General features: G+C 54.8%; 26 protein-coding genes. 17 read left to right on the top strand and 9 right to left on the bottom strand.

Features of this window, described 5'->3' with window-relative positions; genetic code table 11:
- Positions 1-150 precede the first annotated feature (150 nt).
- The 5 genes from pstC to phoB are packed head-to-tail and all read left to right on the top strand — an operon-like array spanning position 151 to position 5,139.
- Complete coding sequence (pstC, locus tag AC0VXT_RS17890) at positions 151-1,530, top strand: phosphate ABC transporter permease subunit PstC (RefSeq protein ID WP_022730934.1); 1,380 nt, start codon at positions 151-153, stop codon at positions 1,528-1,530.
- Positions 1,523-2,872, top strand: a complete 1,350-nt coding sequence (gene pstA / locus AC0VXT_RS17885) for a phosphate ABC transporter permease PstA (RefSeq protein WP_475546493.1) — start codon at positions 1,523-1,525, stop codon at positions 2,870-2,872. The genes pstC and pstA overlap by 8 nt, the downstream gene beginning before the upstream one ends.
- Before the next feature lies 1 nt (position 2,873).
- Positions 2,874-3,677 (top strand): phosphate ABC transporter ATP-binding protein PstB, encoded by an 804-nt coding sequence (gene pstB / locus AC0VXT_RS17880; protein ID WP_101298910.1) that lies wholly within the window; start codon positions 2,874-2,876, stop codon positions 3,675-3,677.
- A gap of 23 nt (positions 3,678-3,700) precedes the next feature.
- Positions 3,701-4,423, top strand: a complete 723-nt coding sequence (phoU, locus tag AC0VXT_RS17875) for a phosphate signaling complex protein PhoU (RefSeq protein ID WP_101298912.1) — start codon at positions 3,701-3,703, stop codon at positions 4,421-4,423.
- Positions 4,424-4,440: 17 nt separating this feature from the next.
- Positions 4,441-5,139 carry a phosphate regulon transcriptional regulator PhoB gene (gene phoB / locus AC0VXT_RS17870; RefSeq protein WP_022730938.1) on the top strand — a complete coding sequence of 233 codons (699 nt, stop codon included), beginning with the start codon at positions 4,441-4,443 and terminating at the stop codon, positions 5,137-5,139.
- Between the two features lie 68 nt (positions 5,140-5,207).
- Here the strand turns inward: phoB and AC0VXT_RS17865 are convergent, their stop codons facing one another.
- Positions 5,208-6,989 carry a cation:proton antiporter domain-containing protein gene (locus AC0VXT_RS17865; RefSeq protein WP_475546492.1) on the bottom strand — a complete coding sequence of 594 codons (1,782 nt, stop codon included), beginning with the start codon at positions 6,987-6,989 and terminating at the stop codon, positions 5,208-5,210.
- 293 nt (positions 6,990-7,282) lie between these two features.
- Here AC0VXT_RS17865 and AC0VXT_RS17860 point away from each other — a divergent pair, with 293 nt between their 5' ends.
- From AC0VXT_RS17860 to uvrC, 4 genes are all read left to right on the top strand, one after another.
- Positions 7,283-8,245, top strand: a complete 963-nt coding sequence (locus AC0VXT_RS17860) for a calcium/sodium antiporter (protein ID WP_475546491.1) — start codon at positions 7,283-7,285, stop codon at positions 8,243-8,245.
- A gap of 93 nt (positions 8,246-8,338) precedes the next feature.
- Positions 8,339-9,109 carry an SDR family oxidoreductase gene (locus AC0VXT_RS17855; protein WP_475546490.1) on the top strand — a complete coding sequence of 257 codons (771 nt, stop codon included), beginning with the start codon at positions 8,339-8,341 and terminating at the stop codon, positions 9,107-9,109.
- A gap of 57 nt (positions 9,110-9,166) precedes the next feature.
- On the top strand, positions 9,167-9,652 hold the full coding sequence (gene folB, locus AC0VXT_RS17850; protein WP_022730942.1) for a dihydroneopterin aldolase: 486 nt from the start codon (positions 9,167-9,169) through the stop codon (positions 9,650-9,652).
- 464 nt (positions 9,653-10,116) lie between these two features.
- Positions 10,117-12,030 carry an excinuclease ABC subunit UvrC gene (gene uvrC / locus AC0VXT_RS17845; RefSeq protein ID WP_417823424.1) on the top strand — a complete coding sequence of 638 codons (1,914 nt, stop codon included), beginning with the start codon at positions 10,117-10,119 and terminating at the stop codon, positions 12,028-12,030.
- Positions 12,031-12,047: 17 nt separating this feature from the next.
- On the opposite strand, the gene AC0VXT_RS17840 is transcribed toward uvrC, so the two are convergent.
- Positions 12,048-12,356, bottom strand: coding sequence for a type II toxin-antitoxin system RelE/ParE family toxin (locus AC0VXT_RS17840; protein WP_475546489.1), 309 nt, complete (start codon positions 12,354-12,356; stop codon positions 12,048-12,050).
- Positions 12,349-12,582, bottom strand: a complete 234-nt coding sequence (locus AC0VXT_RS17835) for a type II toxin-antitoxin system ParD family antitoxin (RefSeq protein ID WP_475546488.1) — start codon at positions 12,580-12,582, stop codon at positions 12,349-12,351. Before AC0VXT_RS17835 ends, AC0VXT_RS17840 begins: the two co-directional genes overlap by 8 nt.
- 241 nt (positions 12,583-12,823) lie before the next feature.
- On the opposite strand from AC0VXT_RS17835, the gene pgsA reads away from it, so the two are divergent.
- Positions 12,824-13,375, top strand: coding sequence for a CDP-diacylglycerol--glycerol-3-phosphate 3-phosphatidyltransferase (pgsA, locus tag AC0VXT_RS17830; protein WP_022730946.1), 552 nt, complete (start codon positions 12,824-12,826; stop codon positions 13,373-13,375).
- 28 nt (positions 13,376-13,403) lie between these two features.
- The gene (locus AC0VXT_RS17825; RefSeq protein ID WP_475546487.1) at positions 13,404-13,859 is read left to right on the top strand and encodes a molybdenum cofactor biosynthesis protein MoaE; all 456 of its coding nucleotides are present in this window, start codon (positions 13,404-13,406) and stop codon (positions 13,857-13,859) included.
- 9 nt (positions 13,860-13,868) lie between these two features.
- Here AC0VXT_RS17825 and AC0VXT_RS17820 read toward each other — a convergent pair whose 3' ends face one another.
- The 4 genes from AC0VXT_RS17820 to metX form a co-directional block, all read right to left on the bottom strand.
- On the bottom strand, positions 13,869-14,156 hold the full coding sequence (locus AC0VXT_RS17820) for a hypothetical protein (protein ID WP_475546486.1): 288 nt from the start codon (positions 14,154-14,156) through the stop codon (positions 13,869-13,871).
- Between the two features lie 13 nt (positions 14,157-14,169).
- On the bottom strand, positions 14,170-15,015 hold the full coding sequence (locus AC0VXT_RS17815; protein ID WP_475546485.1) for a hypothetical protein: 846 nt from the start codon (positions 15,013-15,015) through the stop codon (positions 14,170-14,172).
- Between the two features lie 119 nt (positions 15,016-15,134).
- Positions 15,135-15,788, bottom strand: coding sequence for a methionine biosynthesis protein MetW (metW, locus tag AC0VXT_RS17810; RefSeq protein WP_101298926.1), 654 nt, complete (start codon positions 15,786-15,788; stop codon positions 15,135-15,137).
- Between the two features lie 4 nt (positions 15,789-15,792).
- Positions 15,793-16,953, bottom strand: coding sequence for a homoserine O-acetyltransferase MetX (gene metX, locus AC0VXT_RS17805; RefSeq protein WP_475546484.1), 1,161 nt, complete (start codon positions 16,951-16,953; stop codon positions 15,793-15,795).
- Positions 16,954-17,407: 454 nt separating this feature from the next.
- On the opposite strand from metX, the gene AC0VXT_RS17800 reads away from it, so the two are divergent.
- From AC0VXT_RS17800 to AC0VXT_RS17775, 6 genes are all read left to right on the top strand, one after another.
- The gene (locus AC0VXT_RS17800) at positions 17,408-18,301 is read left to right on the top strand and encodes a chorismate mutase (RefSeq protein ID WP_475546483.1); all 894 of its coding nucleotides are present in this window, start codon (positions 17,408-17,410) and stop codon (positions 18,299-18,301) included.
- Between the two features lie 52 nt (positions 18,302-18,353).
- On the top strand, positions 18,354-19,451 hold the full coding sequence (hisC, locus tag AC0VXT_RS17795; RefSeq protein WP_475546482.1) for a histidinol-phosphate transaminase: 1,098 nt from the start codon (positions 18,354-18,356) through the stop codon (positions 19,449-19,451).
- A gap of 1 nt (position 19,452) precedes the next feature.
- Positions 19,453-20,418: a prephenate/arogenate dehydrogenase family protein gene (locus AC0VXT_RS17790; protein WP_102783368.1), complete on the top strand. Its 966-nt coding sequence runs from the start codon at positions 19,453-19,455 to the stop codon at positions 20,416-20,418.
- Positions 20,419-20,505: 87 nt separating this feature from the next.
- Positions 20,506-21,387, top strand: coding sequence for a DMT family transporter (locus AC0VXT_RS17785; protein ID WP_101298936.1), 882 nt, complete (start codon positions 20,506-20,508; stop codon positions 21,385-21,387).
- Between the two features lie 58 nt (positions 21,388-21,445).
- The gene (locus AC0VXT_RS17780; protein ID WP_475546481.1) at positions 21,446-22,006 is read left to right on the top strand and encodes a gamma-glutamylcyclotransferase; all 561 of its coding nucleotides are present in this window, start codon (positions 21,446-21,448) and stop codon (positions 22,004-22,006) included.
- The gene (locus AC0VXT_RS17775; RefSeq protein ID WP_475546480.1) at positions 22,006-22,974 is read left to right on the top strand and encodes a DMT family transporter; all 969 of its coding nucleotides are present in this window, start codon (positions 22,006-22,008) and stop codon (positions 22,972-22,974) included. The genes AC0VXT_RS17780 and AC0VXT_RS17775 overlap by 1 nt, the downstream gene beginning before the upstream one ends.
- An 83-nt stretch (positions 22,975-23,057) precedes the next feature.
- Here AC0VXT_RS17775 and AC0VXT_RS17770 read toward each other — a convergent pair whose 3' ends face one another.
- Together AC0VXT_RS17770 and AC0VXT_RS17765 are read right to left on the bottom strand one after the other, a co-directional pair.
- Entirely contained in the window at positions 23,058-23,849 is a 792-nt protein-coding gene (locus tag AC0VXT_RS17770) for a lysophospholipid acyltransferase family protein (RefSeq protein WP_475546479.1), read from the bottom strand.
- 84 nt (positions 23,850-23,933) lie between these two features.
- Positions 23,934-24,590, bottom strand: coding sequence for a YdcF family protein (locus AC0VXT_RS17765; protein ID WP_475546478.1), 657 nt, complete (start codon positions 24,588-24,590; stop codon positions 23,934-23,936).
- Positions 24,591-24,663: the final 73 nt, after the last annotated feature.

Here is a 24,663-nt window from a genome sequence, read left to right as displayed (position 1 = left end):
CGGACCTTTCCTTGCCGGACAGAAGGCTGTCTCCGGCAAAGTGGATCAGATTTAGTTCAACATGCGTTGACTTGATTAATTTATTGTTTTTGTCCTATTGGCCTTTCGATGTGATTTCTGCAGGCCCACCTGGCAAACGGATTTAAAGTAATGTCCCTGTCTTTCCTGTTGCTCGCGGTTGCCGCACTTTGTGCGCTGTCCTTTTATTTCGGGCGTCAGCGGGCGATTGCCCTTTCGGGCGGTCGGTACAGTAACCTGCATTCCTTGCCCGCCCATTACGGCATGTATGTCGCTTTGTGGTGTGGTCTTCCTGCATTGTTGCTGGTGGTTGTCTGGTACGTTTTTCAGGGGTCGATCATCGAAGCGATGATTGTCTCGGATCTACCAGCCGAAATCACGAGCAACACCGGGCAGCTTTCGCTTGCCCTGAACAGCATTTCACTGATTGCAGAGGGCAACGGACAACATTTGTCCGTCTCGCCCGAAATCATTGACGCCGGGCGGCGTCTGGCAAATTTGCAAACCATTGCCAATGCGGCACTGGTTGTTGTGATGCTTGCGGTTGCCACGACCGGGATTGCGTTGTCCTATCGCAAGATTGATCCTGACATGCGTGCGCGCAACAACGTTGAGCGTATTTCACGCTGGATCATGATCACCTGTTCGGCGATTGCGATCCTCTCAACGGTGGGAATTGTCTTTTCGCTTATGTTCGAAGCGATACATTTCTTTAGCAAGGTCAGCCCGCTTGAGTTTCTGTTCGGCCTTGAATGGAGCCCGCAAACCGCGATCCGTGCGGATCAGGTTGCATCGGACGGGGCCTTTGGCGCCATCCCGCTGTTTGTCGGGACGTTGCTGATTACCCTGATTGCGATGGCGGTGGCAGTGCCGGTTGGTCTGTTTTCAGCCATCTACATGGGTGAATATGCTTCCTCGAAATTCCGTGCAGTTGCCAAACCGGCCCTTGAAATCCTCGCAGGCGTTCCGACGGTTGTCTATGGCTTCTTTGCTGCCCTGACTGTTGCCCCGTTCCTGCGTGACAATGGTGCGATCCTTGGTCTGGATGTCAGTTCGGAAAGTGCGCTTGCTGCGGGCCTCGTTATGGGGGTCATGATCATCCCCTTCGTCTCCTCGCTTTCTGATGACGTGATGTCTCAGGTGCCGCAATCGCTTCGCGATGGGTCATATGGCCTTGGTGCGACAAAATCGGAAACCATCCGGCACGTGATTTTCCCCGCAGCCTTGCCCGGTATTGTCGGTGCGGTTCTGCTGGCGGTGTCGCGTGCGATTGGGGAAACCATGATTGTGGTGATGGCCGCCGGGCTTGCCGCAAACATGACGGTCAATCCGCTGCAGGCTGTAACCACGGTGACGGTTCAGATCGTGACCCTGTTGGTCGGCGATCAGGAGTTTGACAGTGCAAAAACCCTGTCGGCCTTTGCGTTGGGGCTGGTTCTTTTCCTTGTCACCTTGGGCTTGAACGTATTTGCCCTTAAGGTTGTTCAGAAGTATCGCGAGAAATATGACTGATATGGCATCTCTTATGGAAGATAGAGCCGCGGCCAAGGTAATCTCGGACAATCTGCACAAGCCGGTTGACTGGGACAGCCCGAAAATTGCCCGTAACATCAAAAAACGTTACGCCGCAGAACGCCGCTTTAAAATGTATGGCCTGAGCGCAATCGCGCTTGCGCTTCTGGCATTGTTTGTTCTGGCCGGGTCCATCGGGTCAAAGGGCTACACCGCCTTTTTCCAGACCTATGTCCAGCTTGAAGTGACCTTTGATACCGCCGAGATTGACCCTGACGGCACCGGTGATCCTGCGGTGATCGGCAAGGCCAACTTTGACGGCCTGATCAAAAAATCACTGCGTGACCGGTTCCCAGACGTTACATCGCGTCAGGCCAAACGGGATCTGTACGCAATTGTTTCGGGCGGGGCATCTTATGACCTGCGCGAACGCGTGATGGAAAATCCCGGCCTGATCGGTCAAACCCGGAAGGTCTGGCTGATTTCCGGTGATGATTTCGACATGCTCAACAAAGGCTACATCAGTGCCGATGTTGACGAAGGCAGCCGTCGTCTCAATGACGAGGAAATCGCCTGGTACGACAGCTTGAAATCGGACGGTGCGGTGGAGAAACAGTTCCACACCCGCTTCTTTACCAATGGCGATTCCCGTGAACCGGAACTGGCAGGCATCTGGGGGGCTGCTGTTGGCTCGCTCTATACCCTGATGGTGACCTTGGCACTTTCCTTCCCGATCGGGGTGTTTGCCGCGGTTTATTTGGAAGAATTCGCACCGAAAAACCGCTTCACCACGATTGTTGAAGTCAATATCAACAATCTCGCTGCCGTGCCGTCGATTGTGTTTGGTTTGCTTGGTCTTGAGGTCTACCTCAATGTCATGCATCTGCCGCGTTCCGCCCCGGTTGTCGGTGGCTTGACGCTGGCGCTGATGACATTGCCGACGATTATTATTGCCTCGCGTGCCGCAATCAAGGCGGTGCCGCCGTCTATCCGGCAGGCCGCCCTTGGCCTTGGTGCTTCCCCGGTTCAGACCGTCACCCATCATGTGTTGCCGCTTGCAATGCCGGGTATCCTGACCGGGACGATCATTGGCATGGCACAGGCTCTTGGTGAAACCGCACCGCTTTTGATGATCGGCATGGTTGCCTTTATTGTCGATATTCCGGGCGGGGCGCTGGATCCGGCAACGGTTCTGCCGGTGCAAATCTATCTTTGGGCCGACAGCCCGGAACGTGCCTTTGTCGAAAAAACCTCGGCGGCCATCATGGTGTTGCTGGCCTTCTTGGTCCTCATGAATGGCTTTGCCGTGTATCTGCGCAAAAAATTTGAACGGAAGTGGTAAAATGGCTGCTGTATCCCAGAGCGCAATGACGGCACAGCCGTCGGTCGCAAGTCCTAAAATGACGGCCCGTGACCTTAATCTTTCCTATGGCGACAATCAGGCGCTGTTTGATGTCAATCTTGACATCGTCGAACGTCAGGTCACCGCCCTGATCGGCCCGTCGGGCTGTGGTAAATCAACCTTCCTGCGCTGCATGAACCGCATGAACGACACGATTGACGGTGTGACGATCAAAGGCGAAGTCACCCTTGATGGCCGCGATATCTATGACAAACGCATCGACGTTGTTCAGTTGCGCGCGCGCATCGGGATGGTGTTTCAAAAACCAAACCCGTTCCCGAAAACCATCTATGACAATGTGGCCTATGGCCCGCGGATCCATGGTTTGGTCAATTCGCGCGATGAGCTTGATCAAATTGTGATGACCTCGCTTGAACGTGCGGGTTTGCTTAAGGAAGTCAAAGATCGTCTTCAGTCGCCTGCAACCGGTCTTTCCGGTGGGCAGCAGCAGCGCCTGTGCATCGCACGCGCGGTTGCCGTCAGCCCGGAAGTCATCCTGATGGATGAGCCGTGCTCGGCACTTGATCCGATTGCGACCGCCAAGGTCGAAGAATTGATTGATGAATTGCGTTCGAACTACACGATCGTGATTGTGACCCACTCCATGCAGCAGGCTGCACGTGTGTCGCAACGCACGGCTTTCTTCCATCTTGGGAAGTTGGTTGAAGTTGGCGAAACCGATCAGATTTTCACCAACCCAAAAGACGAACGCACCAAGGGTTACATCACCGGCCGCTTCGGTTAAGCGCCCGCAGGAGAGTGATTTAAATGGCTGACGAAAAAACACATATCGTGAGTTCGTTCGACGAGGAACTGACCCGTCTGAACAACATCATCTCGCAGATGGGCGGGCTTGCGGAAAGCCAGCTGATCTCTGCGATCCGATCCATCGTCAAACGTGATTCCGAACTGGCCGAAAAGGTCATTCTGTCGGATCACCGTATTGATGCACTTGAACAGGAAGTTCAGGATTTTGCTGTCCGTCTTCTGGCCCTGCGTCAGCCGATGGCAGACGACCTGCGTCAGGTGGTGACAACCCTGAAACTGTCGAACGATCTGGAACGGATTGGCGATCTTGCGAAAAACATCGCCAAGCGCGCCCAGGTCCTAAACCAGATTCCGCCGATCCGCCCGGTTCAGGTCATCCCGAACATGGCGCGTCTGGCGCAGGAAATCATCAAGGACGTTCTCGATGCCTATATCGAAGGCGATGCGGAAAAGGCACAGCGTGTCTGGGCCCGCGATCAGGAAGTCGATGACATGTACAATTCGCTGTTCCGCGAATTGCTGACCTACATGATGGAAGACCCGCGCAACATTACCGCATCGACGCACATGCTGTTCATTGCCAAAAACATCGAACGGATTGGCGACCATGCGACCAATATCGCCGAGACGATTTACTATCGGATCAAAGGCGAAGACCTGCCGACAGATGGTCGGCCAAAAAACGATGCAGCAAACTTTGCTGTTGTCGAACCGAATGAGTGACACTGGAGCATAAGAAGATGGACCCAACGGTTCTAATCGTCGAGGACGAAGCCGCAATCGTGACCATGTTGCGCTACAACCTCGAACGTGAGGGGATGCAGGTTGTCGAAGCCGGGGACGGTGACGAAGCGTTGAAAATCATGGCCGAAACCCATGTTGATCTGGTCCTTTTGGACTGGATGTTGCCGGTCATGTCGGGGATTGAGGTCTGCCGTCAGATCCGCCGCAAACCTGAAAGCCGCGATGTGCCGGTGATCATGGTGACCGCGCGCGGTGAAGAAGGCGATCGCATTCGCGGCCTTGATACCGGGGCCGATGATTATGTCACCAAGCCGTTTGCCATTGGCGAATTGCTGGCCCGTATTCGTGCGCTGTTGCGCCGATCCGGTCCGGCGCAACCACAAGGGCAGTTGATCTATTCCGATATCGAAATGGATCTCGCCGCCCACCGTGTCAGCCGCAATGGCAAGGCCATCCATCTGGGTCCGACGGAATTCCGTCTGCTGCGTTATTTCCTTGAGCATCCGGGTCGGGTTTTCTCGCGCGAACAACTGCTTAACGCGGTCTGGGGCCCGAACATTTATGTCGAAACCCGCACAGTTGATGTCCATATTCGCCGTCTGCGTAAGGCGCTTAATGACGTCAAAGGGACCCGCGACATCATCCGCACCGTGCGTGCGGCGGGCTATGCACTGGATTCAGAAACCGCTGCGTAGTTCACCCAAACCTGATTTGGCGACCTGAAGATAGAAACCCCCATCGCGTTTTGCGTGGGGGTTTTGGTTTATTTGGCGTCTTTTTTGGCTTTTGGTGTTTTGGGGCCAGAGCCAGACGCAGGCTTAGCTGAGCCTGCCGTTTCGGCCTTACGCCGCTGCGTGCGCGGCGCCAGCTCATTCATCAACAACATGTCTGCGCGCCGGAACTTGGCGATTTCCGCATCAATTTCTTCTTGCGGTACATCACAGGCCGCCAACACATGATCTGAAAGCCGCAACCCGGTTTCAAGCACCTCTGGAATGGCGGCATCCGCGCCACTGCGCGACAGTGGCCCGATATGGGTAATGTCCTGTGCGCGGGCAAAGATTTTTAAATGCGGATAGTAATGACGGAGCAGGGCAACGGCTTTTTCGGTCGCATGCGGGTTCCCCAGGGCAACGACCGCAATTTTTGCTTCGTCAGTGTGTGCAGCCCGGAATGTTTCCGGTCGTGACCCATCGGCAAAATACACCGGCAATCCTTCGGCCCGCCCGCGCGAAACCTGCAAGGCGTCGCTATCAATAACCACATAGGGAATGTTGCGGGTTTTTAACAATCTCGCCAAAACCCGCCCGACACGTCCGCACCCGATGACCAGAACATGCTGCTGGAACCCGTCGGTTTCGGCTTCAATCGGGCCAAGCTGGTCGTCTTCTTTGGGATGGAGCTTTTCTTCAATGCGTTGCCCGACGGTCATCAATGTCGGGGTCAGCGCCATCGAAAGCGCCACCACCGGGATCATCACCGCGACAAGGTCGGGCGCAATCGCCCCATTTTGTGCGGCCAGCGCCAGCATGACAAAGGCAAACTCGCCGCCTGCGGCCAAACTCATGCCAACACGCAACGCCGACCCTTTTTCAAAGCGGGCCATTAATGCCAGAACGAACAAAAGGGCGGTCTTTGTCCCAATCAGCGCAATCAGCCAAAGCACAATGGTGCCAAACTGGGTAAACACAATATCGGCATTGACCGACATGCCCACCGACATGAAAAACAGCGACAGGAAAACACCGCGAAACGGGGTGATATCGGCCTCGATCTGATGACGAAATTCGGTCTCAGCCAACATCACACCGGCGATGAACGCACCAAGCGCCATCGAAAGTCCGGCAACTTCGGTGAGCGTGCTGGCGGCCAGCACCACAAACAATGTGCCAATGGCAAACAGTTCCGGGTTTTTAAGAAGCGCGATATAGCGAAACAGGCGCGGCAACAAATAGCGCCCGATCAGCAACAAAATGCCAACCGCGCCAATCCCGGTCAGAATGCTGACCCACGGGCTGGTTTCGGTTCCGGCATCGCCGGCTGCCTGCACCATGATCAGGAACGGGCCAACCGCCACATCCTGTATCAGCAAAATGGCAAGGGCCGCACGCCCGAATTTGGTATGGAGCTGCCTGTCATCAGAAAGCTGTTTTAAAATGATCGCGGTGGACGATAAGGCCAAGGCACCTGCAATCACCACCGCACTGGGCACGCTAAAGCCAAGGACGGCCAACCCGGCAAACAGCACCGCCATCGAGACGCCAATTTGAAACAGGCCAAGCACGGCAAACCGCCCGCCAATCACGCGCAGACGTTCGCGCGACAGCTCCAGCCCGATCATGAACAACAAAAACACAACGCCAAGTTCGGCAACCGTTGCAATTTCCTGACGCTCATTGATCAAGCCGAACCCGAACGGGCCGATGCAAAAACCGCCAATCAGAAATCCGATGATGGAATTTGCCCGCAACCGATGGGCAAGCGGCACGGCGATCACCGCCGCCGTCAGGATCAGGAAAAGCTCGAACAGAACGCCGTGATGCATGGTTTGATTGGGTCCAACACGCAGTTAAATATATGAAATTACCAAGAATACCAGAATAGCGAAAATAACCCCGCACGTCTCATGGAAATCTGATCGACAGGTGGTGGGCCCCCGCATCACGGCAGAATGCGTGACATTGATGGCTTTGATGCATGGGGACGTGATTGTTGTGACAATTGTCATGTCCTGATGACTTGCCATTCATCTTGCGGAATGCCATGTTCCGCGGGCCCGGATCGGCCTGAATTGGATGGGTCCGAATTAACGATATAATCAATACGAGCAAACACATCTTGGAACAGTTGATCCCTTATCTTCAGATTATCGCCGGTCTTGTCCTTTTGACCGCGGGTGGTGAATTCATCGTTCGGGGGGCTGTTGGCCTTGCCCTTTTGATGGGGGTGTCCAAGGTCATTGTCGGTTTGACCATTGTGGCGGCGGGCACATCCGCGCCGGAATTTGTTGTATCGCTGAACGCATCGCTCAAAGGTACTGCCGATATCGCGATGGGGAATGTGGTTGGATCAAATATCGCCAATATATTGCTGATCCTCGGGGCCGTGGCCCTGCTTAAACCTATTGCAGCAGGCCGTGTAACGGTTGTGCGCGATGGCGGGGCGATGTTGCTGGGCACGCTCTTGTTTATCGGGCTGTGCATGTTTGGCGTGATTGAACGCTGGGCCGGGGCGGTGATGCTGTGTGTGTTGGTCGCGATCTGGTACTTCACCTATAAGCACGACAAAAACATGCCCAGCCACGCCAGTAACCTGCACGAAGAAGAGGTCGATGAAGTCGGCGAGGTGCCCTCGGGCTGGTTAAAACCGATCATTGCAACCGTGATCGGGATTGTCGCCTTGATGTTTGGCGCGGAATGGCTGGTCGATGGTGGTGTGACAGTCGCCCGTGAGTTTGGTGTGTCCGAGGCGGTAATTGGCCTGACCCTTGTGGCTTTTGGCACATCCTTGCCCGAACTTGCCGCATCGATGGTTGCCGCATTCCGCGGGCATTCCGATGTTGCGCTTGGCAATGTGTTTGGCTCAAACCTGTTGAACCTTCTGGTGATCATTGGCGGCGTTTCGCTGATCACGCCGATACCGGTTCCGGCCCAGATCCTTGCGTCGGACATTTGGATCATGCTGGCGGTGACGGTTGCCCTGTTGCTGGTGACGTTTGCCTTCCGCAAACTGTCGCGCAGTGCCGGTGTGGTTTTCGTGATCGCCTATTTTGTCTATGTCTTCCAACTGGTCGCGGCGTAAAAGATGGGTGGGGTGCGGTATTGGCCCCAAAAACATCTGATGCAAAATAACGATGCCATAAAGTTTGATGTGACATAACGGGACGATGCCAGAATGACGGATCATGTGCCAAAAACTGTACTGATTACCGGGGCCGCTAAACGCATTGGTCGCGCACTTGCACTTGATCTGGCGAACAACGGCTATGACCTTGCGCTGCATTGCCATCATTCGCGCAAAGATGCCGAACATCTGGCCGATAAAATCCGCGCCCTTGGGCGACGCGCCTGCGTGATCTCGGCTGATCTTTCCAACGAGGATGATACCCATCGCATCCTGCGCGAAGCCAACGCCGCCCTTGGGCCGATTGGCATTCTGATCAATAACGCATCGACCTTTGAATATGATGACGTCAAAAGTGCAACGCGCGAAGGCTGGGACCTTCATATGGAAGCCAACCTGCGCGCACCCTTTGTCCTAAGTCAGCAATTTGCCAAACGCCTGCCAGACGAGTGTCAGGGCCTGATCATCAATATGATTGATCAACGGGTGTGGAATCTTAATCCGCATTTTATGACCTATACCCTGTCCAAGGCAGGTCTTTGGACCTTGACCCAGACCATGGCACTGGCATTGGCGCCAAAAATACGTGTCAATGCCATCGGACCGGGCCCGGCATTGCCTAGTACCCGACAAACACAGGAAGTTTTCGATCAGCAATGTGAGAAAACACCTCTGAAAGTTGGGACAAACCCGCAAGAGATTTGCGACGCGGTTCGATTTTTCCTTGCCGCGCCGGCCATCACCGGGCAAATGTTAGCCCTTGACGGCGGGCAGCATCTTGATTGGGCGCCCAGTGGCGACGATGACACGCCAGAAGAATGATGTCGGATGCGGATCTGACATCTGGCCGCAGATAGCAGCACAAGGAAGACCGGAAATATGACCGCAGGCCTCAAACAGGACGCCAAGATTACCACGTTGCCCTTTGCGGATTTGTCCCATACGGACCTCCGCCAAACGGACTTGCCGGGCACAGACGTGCCCGATACAGACTTGGCTGTCAGCCTGCGCCGCGTCTTTGTGCGCGATATGGTGATGCATACCTCGATCGGGGTCTATGATCACGAAAAGGAAGCCCCCCAACGTGTGCGGATCAACCTTGATCTGGCAGTGCTCGAAGGCGACGGGGTGCAGAATGATGATATTTCCACCGTGCTGAGCTACGAAGATCTTGTCGTTGGCACCCGACGTATTTGTCAGGATGGTCATGTGAACCTTGTGGAAACACTTGGGGAAAAACTGGCCGACATGTGTCTTGCCGACAGACGCGTGCGCAAGGTGATCGTTCGGGTTGAAAAGCTCGACGTCTTTGAAGACGTCAGCGCGGTCGGTGTCGAAATCGAACGCCATAATATCGCCCGCTGATAACAGCCCCGATCAGGCAAAAAATTTACTTTTTCACAAACTGCGACCATGGGACTCTGTGATTCCTCTAGGGCGAATCGTGTTTGTCCTTATGCACAAGCATTTGGCAGGTTGGAATCAAAGGGAAATATTCATTTTTTACGACTCTATTACCGAATGATTTCAGGTTGACAGTTTTTTTATTGTTTTAAAACAAATACTTAGTTGATTTGCTCAATATTTGGGCACTTCATAGAACGTTAAGACTTCTCAAGGGGTGCAGACAATAGCCCCCGCATTACCCACATAGTTATCCACAGTCTTGGTGGACATCTTTTTTCCGGGGCGATTCCCTCTGTGCCTGTTGCGATGTTAATCTTTTCGGCTATGTTCGAAACGCCTGACGAACTGTGACAGCCGTCACAACTTTGGATGTATTTTCCTGACTTCGGAGACCCTTGATGAAGCCACCTGTTTCCTCCGACATGCCCGGCGGGGATGATGCCCCGAAACGGGAAATCGGATTGTCGCTTGATGGTGACACGCTCGAAGGTGGGGCCGCACGGGGTGTCGAGGCGATCAAGAATGCGCTTAAAACCATGCCGGGATCGGCGGGTGTTTACCGCATGCTTGATGACAAGGATCGCGTTCTTTACGTCGGCAAGGCCAAGAACCTTAAAAAACGGGTGGTGTCCTATACCCGCATCATGCAGGTGCCGCTGCGCATCGCCCGGATGATTGCCCAGACGGTGCGGATGGAAATCATCACCACCCATACCGAGGCCGAAGCCCTTCTTCTTGAATCTAACCTGATCAAGAAACTCAAGCCGCGCTACAACATCCTGCTGCGCGACGATAAAAGCTTCCCCTATATCCTGATCACCGAGCTCCATGACTATCCGCGCATCGTCAAACACCGTGGGGCGCGCGCCAAGGACGGAAGCTGCTTTGGCCCGTTTGCCTCCGCATGGGCGGTCAACAACACCATCAACCATTTGCAGCGCGCCTTTTTGCTGCGCTCCTGCACCGATGCGGTGTTTTCCAATCGGTCGCGCCCCTGTTTGCTCTATCAAATCAAACGCTGCTCGGCGCCGTGTGTGGACCGGATTTCCAAGCCGGACTATGACGGGCTTGTTGACATCTGCCGCGACTTTCTGACGGGCCGCAGCCAGAATATCGTCAAGCAGCTTGAATCTGACATGCTTGCCGCGTCGGAAAAGATGGATTTTGAACAGGCGGCCATGTACCGCGACCGTATCCGTGCGCTCAGCCAAATCAGGTCGCATCAGGACATCAACCTTGAAGGTGTCGAAGAGGCCGACGTCATTGCCCTGCATCACGAAGGCGGGCAAAGTTGCGTTCAGGTGTTCTTTTTCCGATCCGGCTCGAACTATGGCAACCGGTCGTACTTCCCGCGCCATGAACAGTCGGCTGAAATTCCTGAAATCCTGTCGGCCTTTGTCGGGCAGTTCTATGCCGACAAACCCGCCCCCAAACAGATTTTCCTCTCGCATGAAATCGAAGGTCAGGAATTGGTGCAAACCGCCCTTGGTGTGAACAATGATCGCAAGATCGAATTGCTCGTGCCCAAGCGCGGCGGCAAGCGAAAGCTGGTCGAACATGCCATGACCAATGCCAAGGATGCCTTGGGGCGGCGCATGGCCGAAAGTGCGACCCAGCGTAAATTGCTTGAAGACCTGGCTGATAAACTGGATCTGGAAAACACGCCCGAGCGCATTGAAGTCTACGATAACAGCCACACGCAGGGGACCAATATGGTCGGCGGCATGATTGCGGCCGGGCCAGAAGGCTTCATTAAAAACGCCTATCGCAAATTCAACATCAAGGGCGACATTGCGCCCGGCGATGACTTTGCCATGATGCGCGAAGTCCTGACCCGCCGCTTTGCGCGGGCGCAAAAGGATGACCCGGACCGCGAAAACGGCACATGGCCGGACCTGTGCCTGATTGATGGCGGCTTGGGGCAGCTTGGCGTTGCCAAGGCCGTCCTTGAAGACCTCGGCATTGAAGACGTTATGCTGGTTGGTGTCGCCAAGGGTGTGGATCGCAATGCCGGTAAGGAAGTCCTGCACATTCCGGGCAAGGCCCCGGTGCGCCTTGATATGAAAGACCCGGTGCTTTATTTCATCCAGCGCCTGCGCGACGAAGCCCACCGCTGGGCCATTGGCACCCACCGGGCCAAACGCGCCAAACAAATCGGCAAAAGTGTGCTCGATTCGGTGCCCGGTGTTGGCGGTGCCCGTAAAAAGGCACTGCTCCACCATTTCGGGTCTGCGCGCGGTGTTGCCGATGCTGGGCTTTCAGACCTTGAAGCGGTCGGCGGCATCAGTGCCGCCTTGGCCCGCAAAATCTATGATCATTTTCATGGGGAAAATTGATAAAGCGGGTTTGCGCTTTATTTGCGGCTCGTTGCGGCGATATGGCGCGATGAATCCATAGCATCATGTAGGACGCGGACAACGAAAATGCCGCTCTCTTCAATCAGGTAATAGATCATATGGCGCCCATGATGATGGCTGTGCATACCGGGATGAAGCACCCCTGCATCACGTCCGATGTGTGGGGATGTGGCAAGATTGTTCAGACAATCACGCAATGACAGGAAATAACCCTCTGCCTGTTGCGCTCCGAATGTTTCGTAGGAATAGATATAAATTCCTTCAAGGTCGGCATCGGCCCTGTTGGACAGGACGTATTTAGCCATCCGTCAATTTCTTTTGGGCGGCCGCCATAATGTCTTCAGCCGTCCGTGTACTTTGTCCGCTGTTCAGGCCTTCTGTCAGGGCGCGTTGAAGCAGCTTCTGTTTGCGTTGGTCCTGTCGGATCAGATCGCGGACATAGTCGCTGGAACTGGCGTACTCACCACTTTCAATCTGGGTTTCGACCCATTCTCGCATGGGATCGGGCAGGGACACATTCATCGTTGCCATCGGACACTCCATTTTTAACGGATGGCAAAATATGCCAAATATTGTCATTTTGGTCCATGACTGATTCTGCGCCGGTTCAAATACACGTGATTGGGCAGGCCGTAGTGCTTCTGTTTTATTGCAATTTAAGACGCCCCTTGTGATCCCGGCGCCAAGCCTTTAATAATTGCCCGGCTTCGGGGAGTGCAGACGCCTTAGAACCGGAAGTCATCGCCATAAATACCTGCAAACAGGCCTGTTCATGAAAAACCAGATCCCCAATCTGCTGACTTTGTCGCGCATCGTTGTGATCCCGGCACTGGTGGCATCATTTTACATTGATGGCCCGCTGGGCAACTGGTTGGGTTTTGTGTTGTTTGCCTTTGCCGGTATCACTGATTTCTTCGACGGTTATCTGGCGCGCAGCATGAATGTGGTGTCGCCGCTGGGTCGGTTTCTTGATCCGATCGCCGATAAGTTGCTGGTGGCCGCGGCCTTGATGATGATGGTGTCGTTTGAACGGATTGCCGGGTTTTCTGTGCTGCCGGCCGTGATCATCATGTGCCGCGAAATCATGGTATCGGGCCTGCGCGAACATCTGGCCGAGCTCAAAGTACCGCTGCCGGTCACTGTTCTGGCCAAATGGAAAACCACGGCCCAGATTCTGGCCATCGGGTTCCTTCTGGTCGGCGATGCGTCGCCTGACATGATCCCGTCTGTCCTGATTGGGGATATCCTGCTGTGGATTGCCGGTATTGTGACGGTTCAGACCGGGTATCTTTATCTGCGGACCGGGCTTAAGCATCTCGACTAACACGAGACTGGATTAAAGGCAGGTCGCCATGACACGTGTTTCCGTTCAGCAAGATGATTTTGATCCGGGCGCCGAGCTTGCAGCCCTGACCGATGGTCGTACAGACATCGGGGCGGCGGTCAGCTTCGTCGGGCTGGTGCGTGACATTCATGGTGGTGACACCGTGTCCGCGCTCACCCTTGATCATTATCCAGGCATGACCGAACGCGAACTTGAAAAGATCGCCGATGAAGCCGGTCATCGCTGGGAACTTGATGGCATTCGCATCGTACACCGGTTTGGCCGGATGGAACCCGGTGAACGCATTGTTCTGGTGATTGCCCTGTCGGCACATCGCAGGGACGCGTTTGAGGCCTGCGATTTCGTGATGGATTTCCTTAAAACCCGTGCACCGTTCTGGAAGCGCGAAGAAACCCAGAACGGCGAAAAATGGGTCAGCGCAAAGGCATCAGACGACGCCGATGCGGACCGTTGGAACAGCTAACTCTCCCCCTTAAACCAGAAACTTGCTGACCAGACCGATGATCCCCGTGATGGCTGATTGCAGTTCGGCGGCATTGTTGATCTTGGCGCGCAGCCTGCTCATTTCCGCCAGATCGGCGTCAGTGACGGTCACAGATTGCGCAAGGTTGGCGGTTTGTAAGGCCACCAGTGCCGATTGCGCCTTTTGTACACTTTCTGACAGCACGATTTTCTGATTGATATCGGCCGCGTCATAGGCAGTTGCGATTTCGACGTAGGCCTTTTTCGATTGTGCGATCAGTTTGTCGAGGTTCGACATGGTTGATTTCCCCCTAATTGGTTGCGGTTTGCGCCAAGGCTGTGCCCTGTGTGATCAATTCCTGCGGGCTCATTTTGTTGATGTCACCGGCCAGCGAAATGCCCTGTTCAACCGCACTTAAAAGCGATGCGACATCGAGTTTTGCGTAAGTGTCGATCTGGTTTTGCAACCGGTTTCCAAGGATGTTAGCGCTAACAAACTTGCGCAGGGTGTCGGTTTGCATCTGTCTTTCGGCCTCGGTCAAAGCCTGCCAATCTTGCCACCACAACTGATAGCGCAGCGTGTGGGCGTCCTGATCGTCGGTCTTGTCAGCACGGATATCATTGAGCTTTGCGATCAGCGTGCTGCGCTTGGCCAGCAACTGGGGCGGGTTTTTGGTGAAATCGCCGGTGATGGTGGCAAGTTGCCCGCGCAGTTTTTCAAGGATCGGCCCTGACTGTGTGACGGCGGATGCGCCGAGTGCCGAGCCGGCTTCGATATTGTCGAAAATCGCGACAAACTCCTGATATTGCGTACGTAAACCCGACAGGGTGTCTTGCCATTGTCGTGCAACACTTGGATCAATTTTGGCTCCGTCCGGATCGATCAGGACATCAATGTTCGATGCCGATACCGTGCCGGTGAAGTCGGTCATGTTGGTAACGAATTCATCGCGCTGTGCCGATGGGGCCTTGGAAAACGAGGAAAACTGCGCATCATAGGCCGCACCGTAGCTGTCAAAGGCGGCTTGGGTGGCGGTGCCAAACTGGGTGACCGACAGTTTCAGGGTTTCCGCCTTTTGCGAACAGGCGGCCAGGAAGCTGAGGGTGGCGACGATCAATGTCGTGCGGCAGATCTGGGAGAATTTTGAAGCTGTCATGTGGGCCCCGTCTGAAAAATGTGCCGTGGCGGCGACAGGACTCAGACGGGGAAATTGGCGGTTTGTGACAGCCAGAAACACAAAACTGATTAGTCAAAAAAAGTGATTAATCACCCGTATTATTTGCTCAGCATGAATAATGCCTGATTGCCAAAGAAATTGGCGAAACGCGAATGGCTGTCGATGCTGACTTTCGATCCGCTTTCATTGAGCACCATGGAGCGTTCGATCTTGACCCCCATGTCATCGCACATGCCGACAAAGTCGCGCACGGTGCAAAAATGGATGTTGGGGGTTTCGTACCACATGATCGGCAAGTTGGGGTTTTGCGGCATCCGCCCGCGAAACATCAGATCAAATCGCGCCCGCCAATGCCCGAAATTGGGGAAGGAGACAATCGCCTTATTACCGATGCGCAGCAGTTCCGACAGCACTTCTTTCGGGCGGTGGGTGGCCTGTAGCGTCTGGCTGAGGATGGCGTAATCAAAGGCCCCGTCGGGATAATCACCCAGATCCCGGTCGGCATCGCCCTGCATCACCGGCAATCCTTGCGCGACGCAATTGCGCACCCCTTCATTGGACAGTTCCAAGCCGCGGCCATCGACTTTTTTGGTCCGCGTCAGATAGCCCAGAAGTTCACCGTCGCTGCACCCGATATCAAGAACCCGCGTTCCGGGCTCGACCATGTCGGCAATCAATTGCAGGTCAACACGAATCCGGTCGCTGTGAAGCGGGATTGCAGCACTATTTATATTTGTATGAGGATTGTTCATGGCGTTATTTCAGCCCCCGGATTTCGGCGGCACCGTCGATGAAACCGCCGAGAACCATGTGGAAATCAGGTTCATCGAGCAGGAAGGCATCGTGGCCCTTGTCACTTTCGATTTCGACACAGCTGACATTGCACGACGCGGCATTGAGCGCGTGGGCCAACTGGCGGCTTTCGGCGGTGGTAAAGCACCAGTCACTTGAGAACGACACAATGCAGAACCGCGTTTTACTGCCCTTAAAGGCATCAGCCAGCCGTCCGTCATAGTCAATCGACAGATCAAAGTAATCCATCGCACGCGTGATATAGAGGTAACTGTTGGCATCAAACCGGTCGACAAAGCTTTTGCCCTGATGGCGCAGATAGCTTTCGACCTGAAAATCCTGATCGAAGCTATAGGTGATGGCACCGCGGTTTTGCAACTTGCGGCCAAATTTACGGTGCAGGGCAGGCTGCGACAAATAGGTGATGTGTGCTGTCATGCGCGCCACGGCCAAACCGCGGGCGGGTTTTTTGTCTTCAAGCAAATAATTGCCCCCGCACCAGTCGGGATCGGCCATGACCGCCTGACGACCCACTTCGTGAAAGGCGATGTTTTGTGCGCTATGGCGGAAGGAGGTCGCAATCGGGGCGGCGGCAAACACCCGCTCGGGATAGCTTTTGCACCATTCCAGCACCTGCATGCCGCCCATCGAGCCGCCAATGACGGCAAACAGGCTACCAATGCCAAGGGCATCAATCAGCATGGTCTGGGCACGCACCATATCGGCAATGGTAATCACCGGGAAATCCAGACCCCACGGTTTGCCGGTTTCGGGGTTGGTATCCTTTGGCCCGGTACTGCCAAGGCAGCCGCCAATGACGTTCGAGCAAATGACGAAATATTTGTCGGTATCAATGATTTTGCCAGGACCAACCAGTTCACGCCACCAGCCGTCCTTACCGGTGATCGGGTGAACTTCATCGGCAACATATTGATCGCCGGTCAGGGCATGGCAAACCAGAATGGCGTTGGATTTATCGGCGTTCAGTTCGCCGTAGGTCTGATAGGCAATTGTGAAGGGGCCAAATTCAACACCGCTATCAAGGCGCAACTTATCGGTTTCCCCCAACACCATGTGATGGCCGGGAAGCGGTGCGCGCTTGTCTTTGTTGGCAACGGTGGACATAGATAATGGATTCCCTATTGGTCGGTCATTTTCCACGCAAACAGGTACGGCGTTGTTGTCATTTGTCTTGGTTTGCAGGAATTTCGCCTATCCTAGCTATGGAGCAACCCCGGTTTAGTCAATCTTTTCTTTGCATTTCTGCGGCCCTGCCGATAGAGCCCAACTGAAAATGCCAACACAGTTTGATGTGGTAAATTTCGCCCAATATCAACAGCTTCGTCGCACCGGATGCTGGTGGCCTTTTCACAAGGAAACCGCCGCATTGTGGGCGAAATGTAGCAAACCTTTCGGGTGCGTTGCGTATGGTCGATTTTGTCGTTGCACAGAGATTGCAGGGTGCCTAACCTTGCGATCCGTGTGCGCCTAAAAACCCCCACAAAATCAAAGCTTCAAACCGTGCTGGAATTTTCAGTTGGGCTCTTATACTGTGCGCCGTTCAAAAGATGAGTGGATTATGGCGTTAGACAACGAAAATTTGGCAAATCTTGACCTTGATGGGCTGCGCGGTGAAATCGATGACATCGATCAGGCGCTGCAAGCGCTGATCATTCGGCGGACCAAGGTTGTGCAGGCGGTTGGCGCCTATAAGGACCGCGTGATCGCGGCCGGTGGCAAGGTAAAGGTGCCTTATCGTCCGGCGCGTGAGGCGCGTATTATGCGCACCCTTGTTGAGCGCCATGATGGTGCCTTTCCCAAAACAGCACTTATTCAAATCTGGCGCGAAATGATCGCGGCGGGAACGCGGCTTGAGGCACCTTATACCATCGCACTTTGCCGCAACGCCGAAGGACAGGATTGCTGGGAACTGGCACGTCTGAATTTCGGGTGCCTTAACGAGATTGTCGAGTTTGACACCCCGCGCGAAGCATATGGCGCACTTGAAGAAGGCCGGGCGGCAGTTGGTGTGTTTCCCAAACCCGAATTTGGCGAGCCGATGCCATGGTGGACGCTTTTGACCGAACATAGTGCGGTCCGGGTTGTTTCCAAATTGCCATTTGGCGGACGCCCGGTCGGACGCGGCGAGCAAACCGAGGGTTTTGTTCTGGCGGCAATTGATCTTGAAGACAGTGGTGATGACCGAACGCTGTTCGTGGTAAGCCTGTCAAAAGAGATTTCGATGGATACGGCGCGCAAAAAAATTGCGGATGGCCTCAACGGATCGGCAATCCTTGGCTTTTCTGACGAAATCGCCGCAGATCGGCGTTTTGTTCTTGTTGATGTGCCGGGATTCTTTTGTAATCGCGCCGATGCGTTTCAAGCCACACTGGCCGAGCAGGGACTTAATCCCGAAAGCCTGCGTGTGGTCGGCGCCTATGCCGTGCCGATTTCGGAAGACGCACTGAGTTAAAATTCAAGGGTGGTTTCAATAAACCACCACTTCCTTTGGGAGAATATACGTAATGTCTGCGCCCACCCCACGCCCTGGTATCCTTGAAATTGCCCCCTATCAGGGCGGTAAGTCCAGTGCCAACAGCACGCAGCGCGTGATCAAACTGTCGTCGAACGAAGGCGCGCTTGGTCCGAGCCCCAAAGCCATGGAGGCGCTGCGCAATACCGCCAGCCGCCTGCATCGTTATCCCGATGGCGGGTGTGACTTGCTGCGCAAGAAGCTGGCCGAGAAATATGATCTTGAAATGGATCAGCTTGTCTGTGGTGCCGGGTCCGATGAACTTCTGACCCTGTTGATCCGTGCCTATGCCGGTCCGGGCGATGAAGTGCTGTATTCGCAGCACGGTTTCCTGATGTATCCGATTGCGGCCAAAGGGGTTGGTGCGGTGCCGGTGACGGCGGCGGAAACCAACATGACAACCAGTGTTGACGCGATGCTGGCCGCGGTAACGGAAAAGACCAAGATTGTCTTTGTCGCCAATCCGAACAATCCGACCGGGACCTATATCACCGACGGCGAAATGAAGCGCCTGCGTGATGGTCTGCGCGAAGACATCGTTCTGGTGGTGGATGCTGCCTATGCCGAGTTCATGACCGGTCAGGAAGATTATTCAGCCGGCGAAGAACTGGTCAAAGCGGGCAATAATACCGTGATGACCCGGACATTTTCCAAGATTTATGGTCTTGGTGGCATTCGTCTTGGCTGGTGCTATGCCCCGGTTGAGATTGCCGATGTGTTGCAGCGTCTGCGCAATCCGTTCAACGTGCCTTTGCCAACGCAAGAAGCCGGTGTTGCTGCCCTTGATGATGATGACTTCGTCAATGATTGTGTGCGCCACAATGCCGAGACGCTGGCGTGGTTCCGCGATGAGGTCAACGCGATTGGTGGCCTGACAGCGCATCCGAGCTATGGCAATTTCGTGATGATCGAATTCCCGGGACAGGATGGCAAAAACGCCGATGCGGCCAATGATTTCATGATGGCGCGCGGCGTGATCCCGCGCAAAATCGGGGCTTATGGCCTGTCGCAGATGCTACGTGTTTCAATCGGCACGAAGGAAGAAATGGAAATCTGCCTTCAGACCATCAAGGACTTTGTGAACCTGTAAAATGACCAAAACTGCATCCCAGCCGTTGTTTAACACTGTCGCCTTTGTCGGCATGGGCCTGATCGGCTCGTCCATGGCTCGCCGTATCAAGCGTGATGGCCTTGCCAACAAGATTACCTGTGCTGTGCGGTCGGAAGCGACCCGCGACCGGGTGCTTGAACTTGGTCTTGCCGATGAAGCCTATTGCGACATCAAGGACGCGGTTGGCGATGCTGATCTGGTGATGCTGTGCGCACCGCTTGGAGCCAACGAGGCGATTGGCGCACAGCTTTCAGGGGCCTTGAAAAAGGGGGCGATTGTTTCGGACGTCGGGTCGGTCAAACAATCGGTAATCCGTGACATTGCCCCGCAACTTGACGAAGGCGTGCATTTTGTGCCCGGCCACCCGTTGGCCGGGACCGAACATTCCGGCCCGGATTCCGGTTTTCCGGAACTGTTTGAAGAGCGCTGGTGCATCTTAACGCCGGTTCCCGGTGAAAGCGAAGATGCCGCTGACAAGGTCACGGCCCTTTGGGAAGCGTGCGGGATGTATGTCGAACGCATGGATGCGGACCATCATGACCGCATTCTGGGGATTACATCGCATTTACCCCATCTGATCGCCTACACGATTGTCGGGACAGCGACCGATCTTGAAGATGCGCTGCGTCAGGAAGTGATCAAGTTTTCGGCAACCGGTTTTCGGGATTTCACCCGTATTGCCGCGTCCGACCCGACCATGTGGCGCGATGTGTTTTTGAACAATCGCGAGGCGGTTCTGGATGTTCTGGGACGTTTTCAGGAAGACCTGATGGCGTTGCAACGTGCCATTCGCTGGGGCGAGGGCGACAAGCTGTTTGAGCTGTTTTCGCGCACCCGTGAAATCCGGCGCGGTATTGTCGATGCCGGGCAGTATTTTGCTAATTTCTCGGCCGAAGGTGAAGCGCGCCAAAGCGACGAGACGGGCAAGAAAAAGACGGATGAATAAATAACGGATGGCCTGTGTTGTGCAGGTCACCAGTCGGTTTGATGATGTGCCCCAAATTGCATCATCAGCCGGACCAAGGGGATAGTCATGTCTGCCACCAGCCACCCGGCATTCGCACGGTTCATGCCGTTTGTGTTTGTGTTCCTGTGGAGCACGGGCTTTGTCGGTGCCAAATTCGGCCTGCCATATGCCGATCCGTTCGTTTTCCTGTTTGTCCGATTTGTCATTGTGCTGGTTTTGATGGTGCCGGTTGTCATCCTGATGGGGGCAAAATGGCCGAAAACCTGGCGCGAGGCGGTCCATATCGGGACCACGGGCGCGCTGGTCCACGGGCTGTATCTTGGCGGGGTGTTCTGGGCGATTGATACCGGCCTTCCGGCCGGGCTGGCGGCCTTGATTGTCGGGTTGCAGCCGGTTGTCACCGCATCGGTCGTCGGGGCGATTTTGGGTGAACGGGTGTCGCTGCGCCAATGGGGCGGTCTGGTGCTTGGCCTTGTCGGGGTAGCGCTTGTGCTGGTGCCCAAAATTGGTGACGGGGTTGGCATTACCGCATTTGGCATTGGGCTGGCGGTGGTGGCCTTGCTCGCCATGACGGCGGGCACCCTTTATCAAAAGCGCTTTTGCACTGGTATGGATCTTTTGAGCGGCACAGTCGTTCAATATGTTGCGGCCAGTCTTGTTGTCGGGGTGATTGCGCTTATCAAGGAGCCGTTGACGGTTGAATGGAGCATGGACTTCATTCTGGCGATGGCGTGGCTTGTTCTGGTGTTGTCGATTGGGGCCATCATGTTGTTGATGGTTCTGATCAAACAGGGCGAGGCCACCCGCGTTGCCAGCATGTTTTACCTTGTCCCGCCGACGGCTGCGATGTTTGCGTGGCTTCTGTTTGATGAACAGCTTGGTCTTTTGGGATTTGTCGGATTCGGGGTAGCCGCACTCGGGGTGGCATTGGTGATGATCAAGCGTTAGCCTGACGCACGGTTCATGGCATTGCGAACCCGAACATAGAAGACTTTTGGAGGATATCGTGACGGACGCCCAGGATAGATGGGTCTTTGGATATGGTTCGCTGTTGTGGCGGCCGGGGTTTGAGTTCGCGGAAAAAGCGCGTGCCAAGCTGCCCGGTTACCATCGGTCGTTCTGTATCTATTCCCATCATTATCGTGGCACGCCGGAAAATCCGGGGCTTGTTCTTGGCCTGAACAAGGGCGGGGAATGTGTGGGGAATGCCTTTCGCATCACACCGGAAAACTGGGGGATCGTGAAAGGGTATCTTGATGAGCGCGAGCTTGTGACCAACACCTATATTCCCGCCGATGTCGAAGTTGAACTTGAGGACGGGCGCCGTGTGATCGCACATACCTATGTTGCCGATCCGACCCATGAACAATATGCCGGGAACCTGCCGGTGCGCACCGCGGTTGAGATCATTGTGGCGGCCCATGGCAATGTGGGTCCCAATCTGGAATATCTGGAAAATACCGTGTTGCATCTGGATCAAATGGGGATTGTCGATCCGCCGTTGCATGATTTGATGGATCTGGTGCGGCGCGAATACGGCGAGATTAATATGGGAGCGGGCATCTGATGAGCCACGCAAATGCGCCGAATGTATCGAACGCGCCGAGTGTGACACAGGGGGATCAAACCCCGCTGCCGCTGGCTTATTTGATGCTGGTGATCTGTGCGATGATGTGGGGATCAAACCACGTTGTGGCGCGCGGGGTGAATGCGACAGTGCCGTTTGAAGCATTGGCATTCTGGCGCTGGGTTGTGGCGGCTGTGATGCTGTTTCCGTTCTGTGCCAGATACCTTGGGCGCGATTTGCGTCTGATGGCGCAGCACAAGATGTCGATGTTTCTGATCGGCTTTACCGGTGTCTTCCTGTTTTCGATCATCATCTATCTTGCGGCCTATAACACAACGGCCGTCAACACCGGTTTGCTCAATGCAACCGCCCCTGTGTGGGTTCTGATCTTTGCCGCCGTATTAACCGCAAACAAGCCCACGTTAAGTCAGTGGGTCGGGGTGCTGGTGGCGGGTGTTGGTACGGCAACGATCATTGCAAAGGCAGATTTTTCGGTGTTTACCGAGATGAGCTTTGTCTCAGGCGATGTGTTTGCAATGGTATCGGCCATGGTTTGGGCGGCCTATTCGATGTTGCTTAAACGTGCGCCAAAGGGGGTTCATCCGCTGAGCCTTGTGTTTGTGTCGGCCCTGATTGGTCTGGTGTTTTTAACCCCGCTTTATGTCTGGTCGCTTGTGGTGAACGGCGAGCCGTTCTTTACCCATCTTGATCCGGCGTGGCCCGACATGATGAAGATTTTCTATATCGGTGCGGGGCCTGCGTTCTTTGGATATCTTTTCTGGAACAGGGGGGTGTCGATTGTTGGTCCGGCGACGGCGGGTGTCTTTATGTATCTGATCCCGGTGTTTGCCAGTGGGCTTGCGATTGTCTTTCTGGGGGAAGAATTGCACCTTTATCATCTGGGCGGGATTGCCTTGATTGCCTTTGGTATCTGGCAGGCGACCAAGAAAAAACGCGCCGTATCCTAAGGCAAAAAGACATACAAAAGGCCGGAATGCGCTGTGCAGCCCGGCCTTTGTTGTTTTATCGATCTGACAGCCGACCTTGCGGATCAGGAGGTTTTTTCCTGACTGGCTTCTTCTTCGGCGGCGATGTCGGCAGAGGTCAGCATCGGCAGGTTAAATTCGCGCTGTGCCTCGGTTTCAAGTTCGCGGGTGCGGGTGTCGATGCGGGTTTTGATTTCTTTCATGAAGGTCTTGCGGTCCAGACCATGTTCAATCGGCGGCATCAGTTCCATGGTGACCCGGCCACCATATTTCATGAAGCTATCCTTGCCCCAGAACATGCCGGAATTGACGGCAACCGGAATAACCTTGATGTCCGGGAAGGCCTTATACAGCGCGTAAACGCCCGGATGATACGGGCGGCTTGAGCCGGGTGGGGTGCGCGTGCCTTCTGGGAAAATGATCACCTGACGGTTTTCCTTGAGCGCCTGTGACGCCCCCTTGATCATATCCTTAAGGGCTGAGCCCCCGGCGGAACGGTCAACCGCGATCTGACCTGAGAGATGCAGGAACTGCCCGACCAGCGGGATTTTGATCAGTTCCTTTTTGAGGATATAGGCCGGATCGGGCACCACAGTGTGAAAGGTAAGGGTTTCCCAAGCCGATTGATGTTTTGCCACCAGAATACAGGGGCCATCGGGCAGATTTTCAAGCCCGGTGATGCGTTTGTACATGCCGACCGAATGGTTCAGGGCAAACTGGGTCAGCACACACCATGCATGGCCGACAAACTGGCTGGCCTTGCGGCCACAGACCATCAGGGGGATCATGCTGATGCACAGCAGGGCTGTTCCGCCAAAAAACAACACGTTAAAAAGTAACGCGCGCAGGGCTCTCATTCAGAAAAATCCTTCAAACGCTTATGTATCTGGTGCTTTGTAACAGTATTACGGCAATCGTAAAATGGCGATTGTTGATCGGCCTTAGCCGGTTTTGTTGTTCGACGCGGAATAGTCGTTCTGATCGGGTTGGCTGGCATCGGGTGTTTGCAATGACGGGTGATTGCCCCCAGGCAGCCAGTTTAAAATCGAATTGCGCAGGCTGGCGAAAAGGTACTTGTTAAACTCGCTGGCGATCAGGGCCGTACTGCCGGGATACCGCCACCAGTCTTCGATCCGGACCGTATCGGGGAAGACGGGGTTGGCGATGATATCGACACCGGGCATCAGGCTTTTGAATTCCAGAAGGGATCGGCGCATGTGGTAGTTCGCGGTGACAATCCGCAGGCTTTGATAGCCCTGTTCGTTGACCCAGACGGCGGTTTCCATGGCATTGCCACGGGTGTTTTCCGCGACATGGCCCAGCACAACGCAACAGGCAATCAAACGCGGGTCGGATTTACCGACCGACAGCAACTCATCGACTTCAACGCCGCGATATACCCCGGAAATGAACAGTTTCTTTGCCAATCCGCGTGCGAGCAGGCGGCGGCCTTCCGACAGGCGTTCACTGCCGCCGGTCAGAACGACAATGGCATCGGTGCGCTGATCGGGGTTGTCGACCGTGGTGGGGATGGACTCGACATACCAGACAAATCCGGCAAGCCACACCAGACCGAGCACGATCAGGGTGGAGAGCAAAAAACGGAACCTTCGAGACCGGCGCCGGAGTTGCACACTAAGCGGTGGTTTGTTCATTTGGGCGTGCCTGATG

The organism is Thalassospira sp. Z349TD_5 (assembly GCF_056173045.1).
The sequence above is the reverse complement of the archived record's forward strand: the minus strand, read 5'-3'. Positions and strand labels throughout refer to the sequence as shown.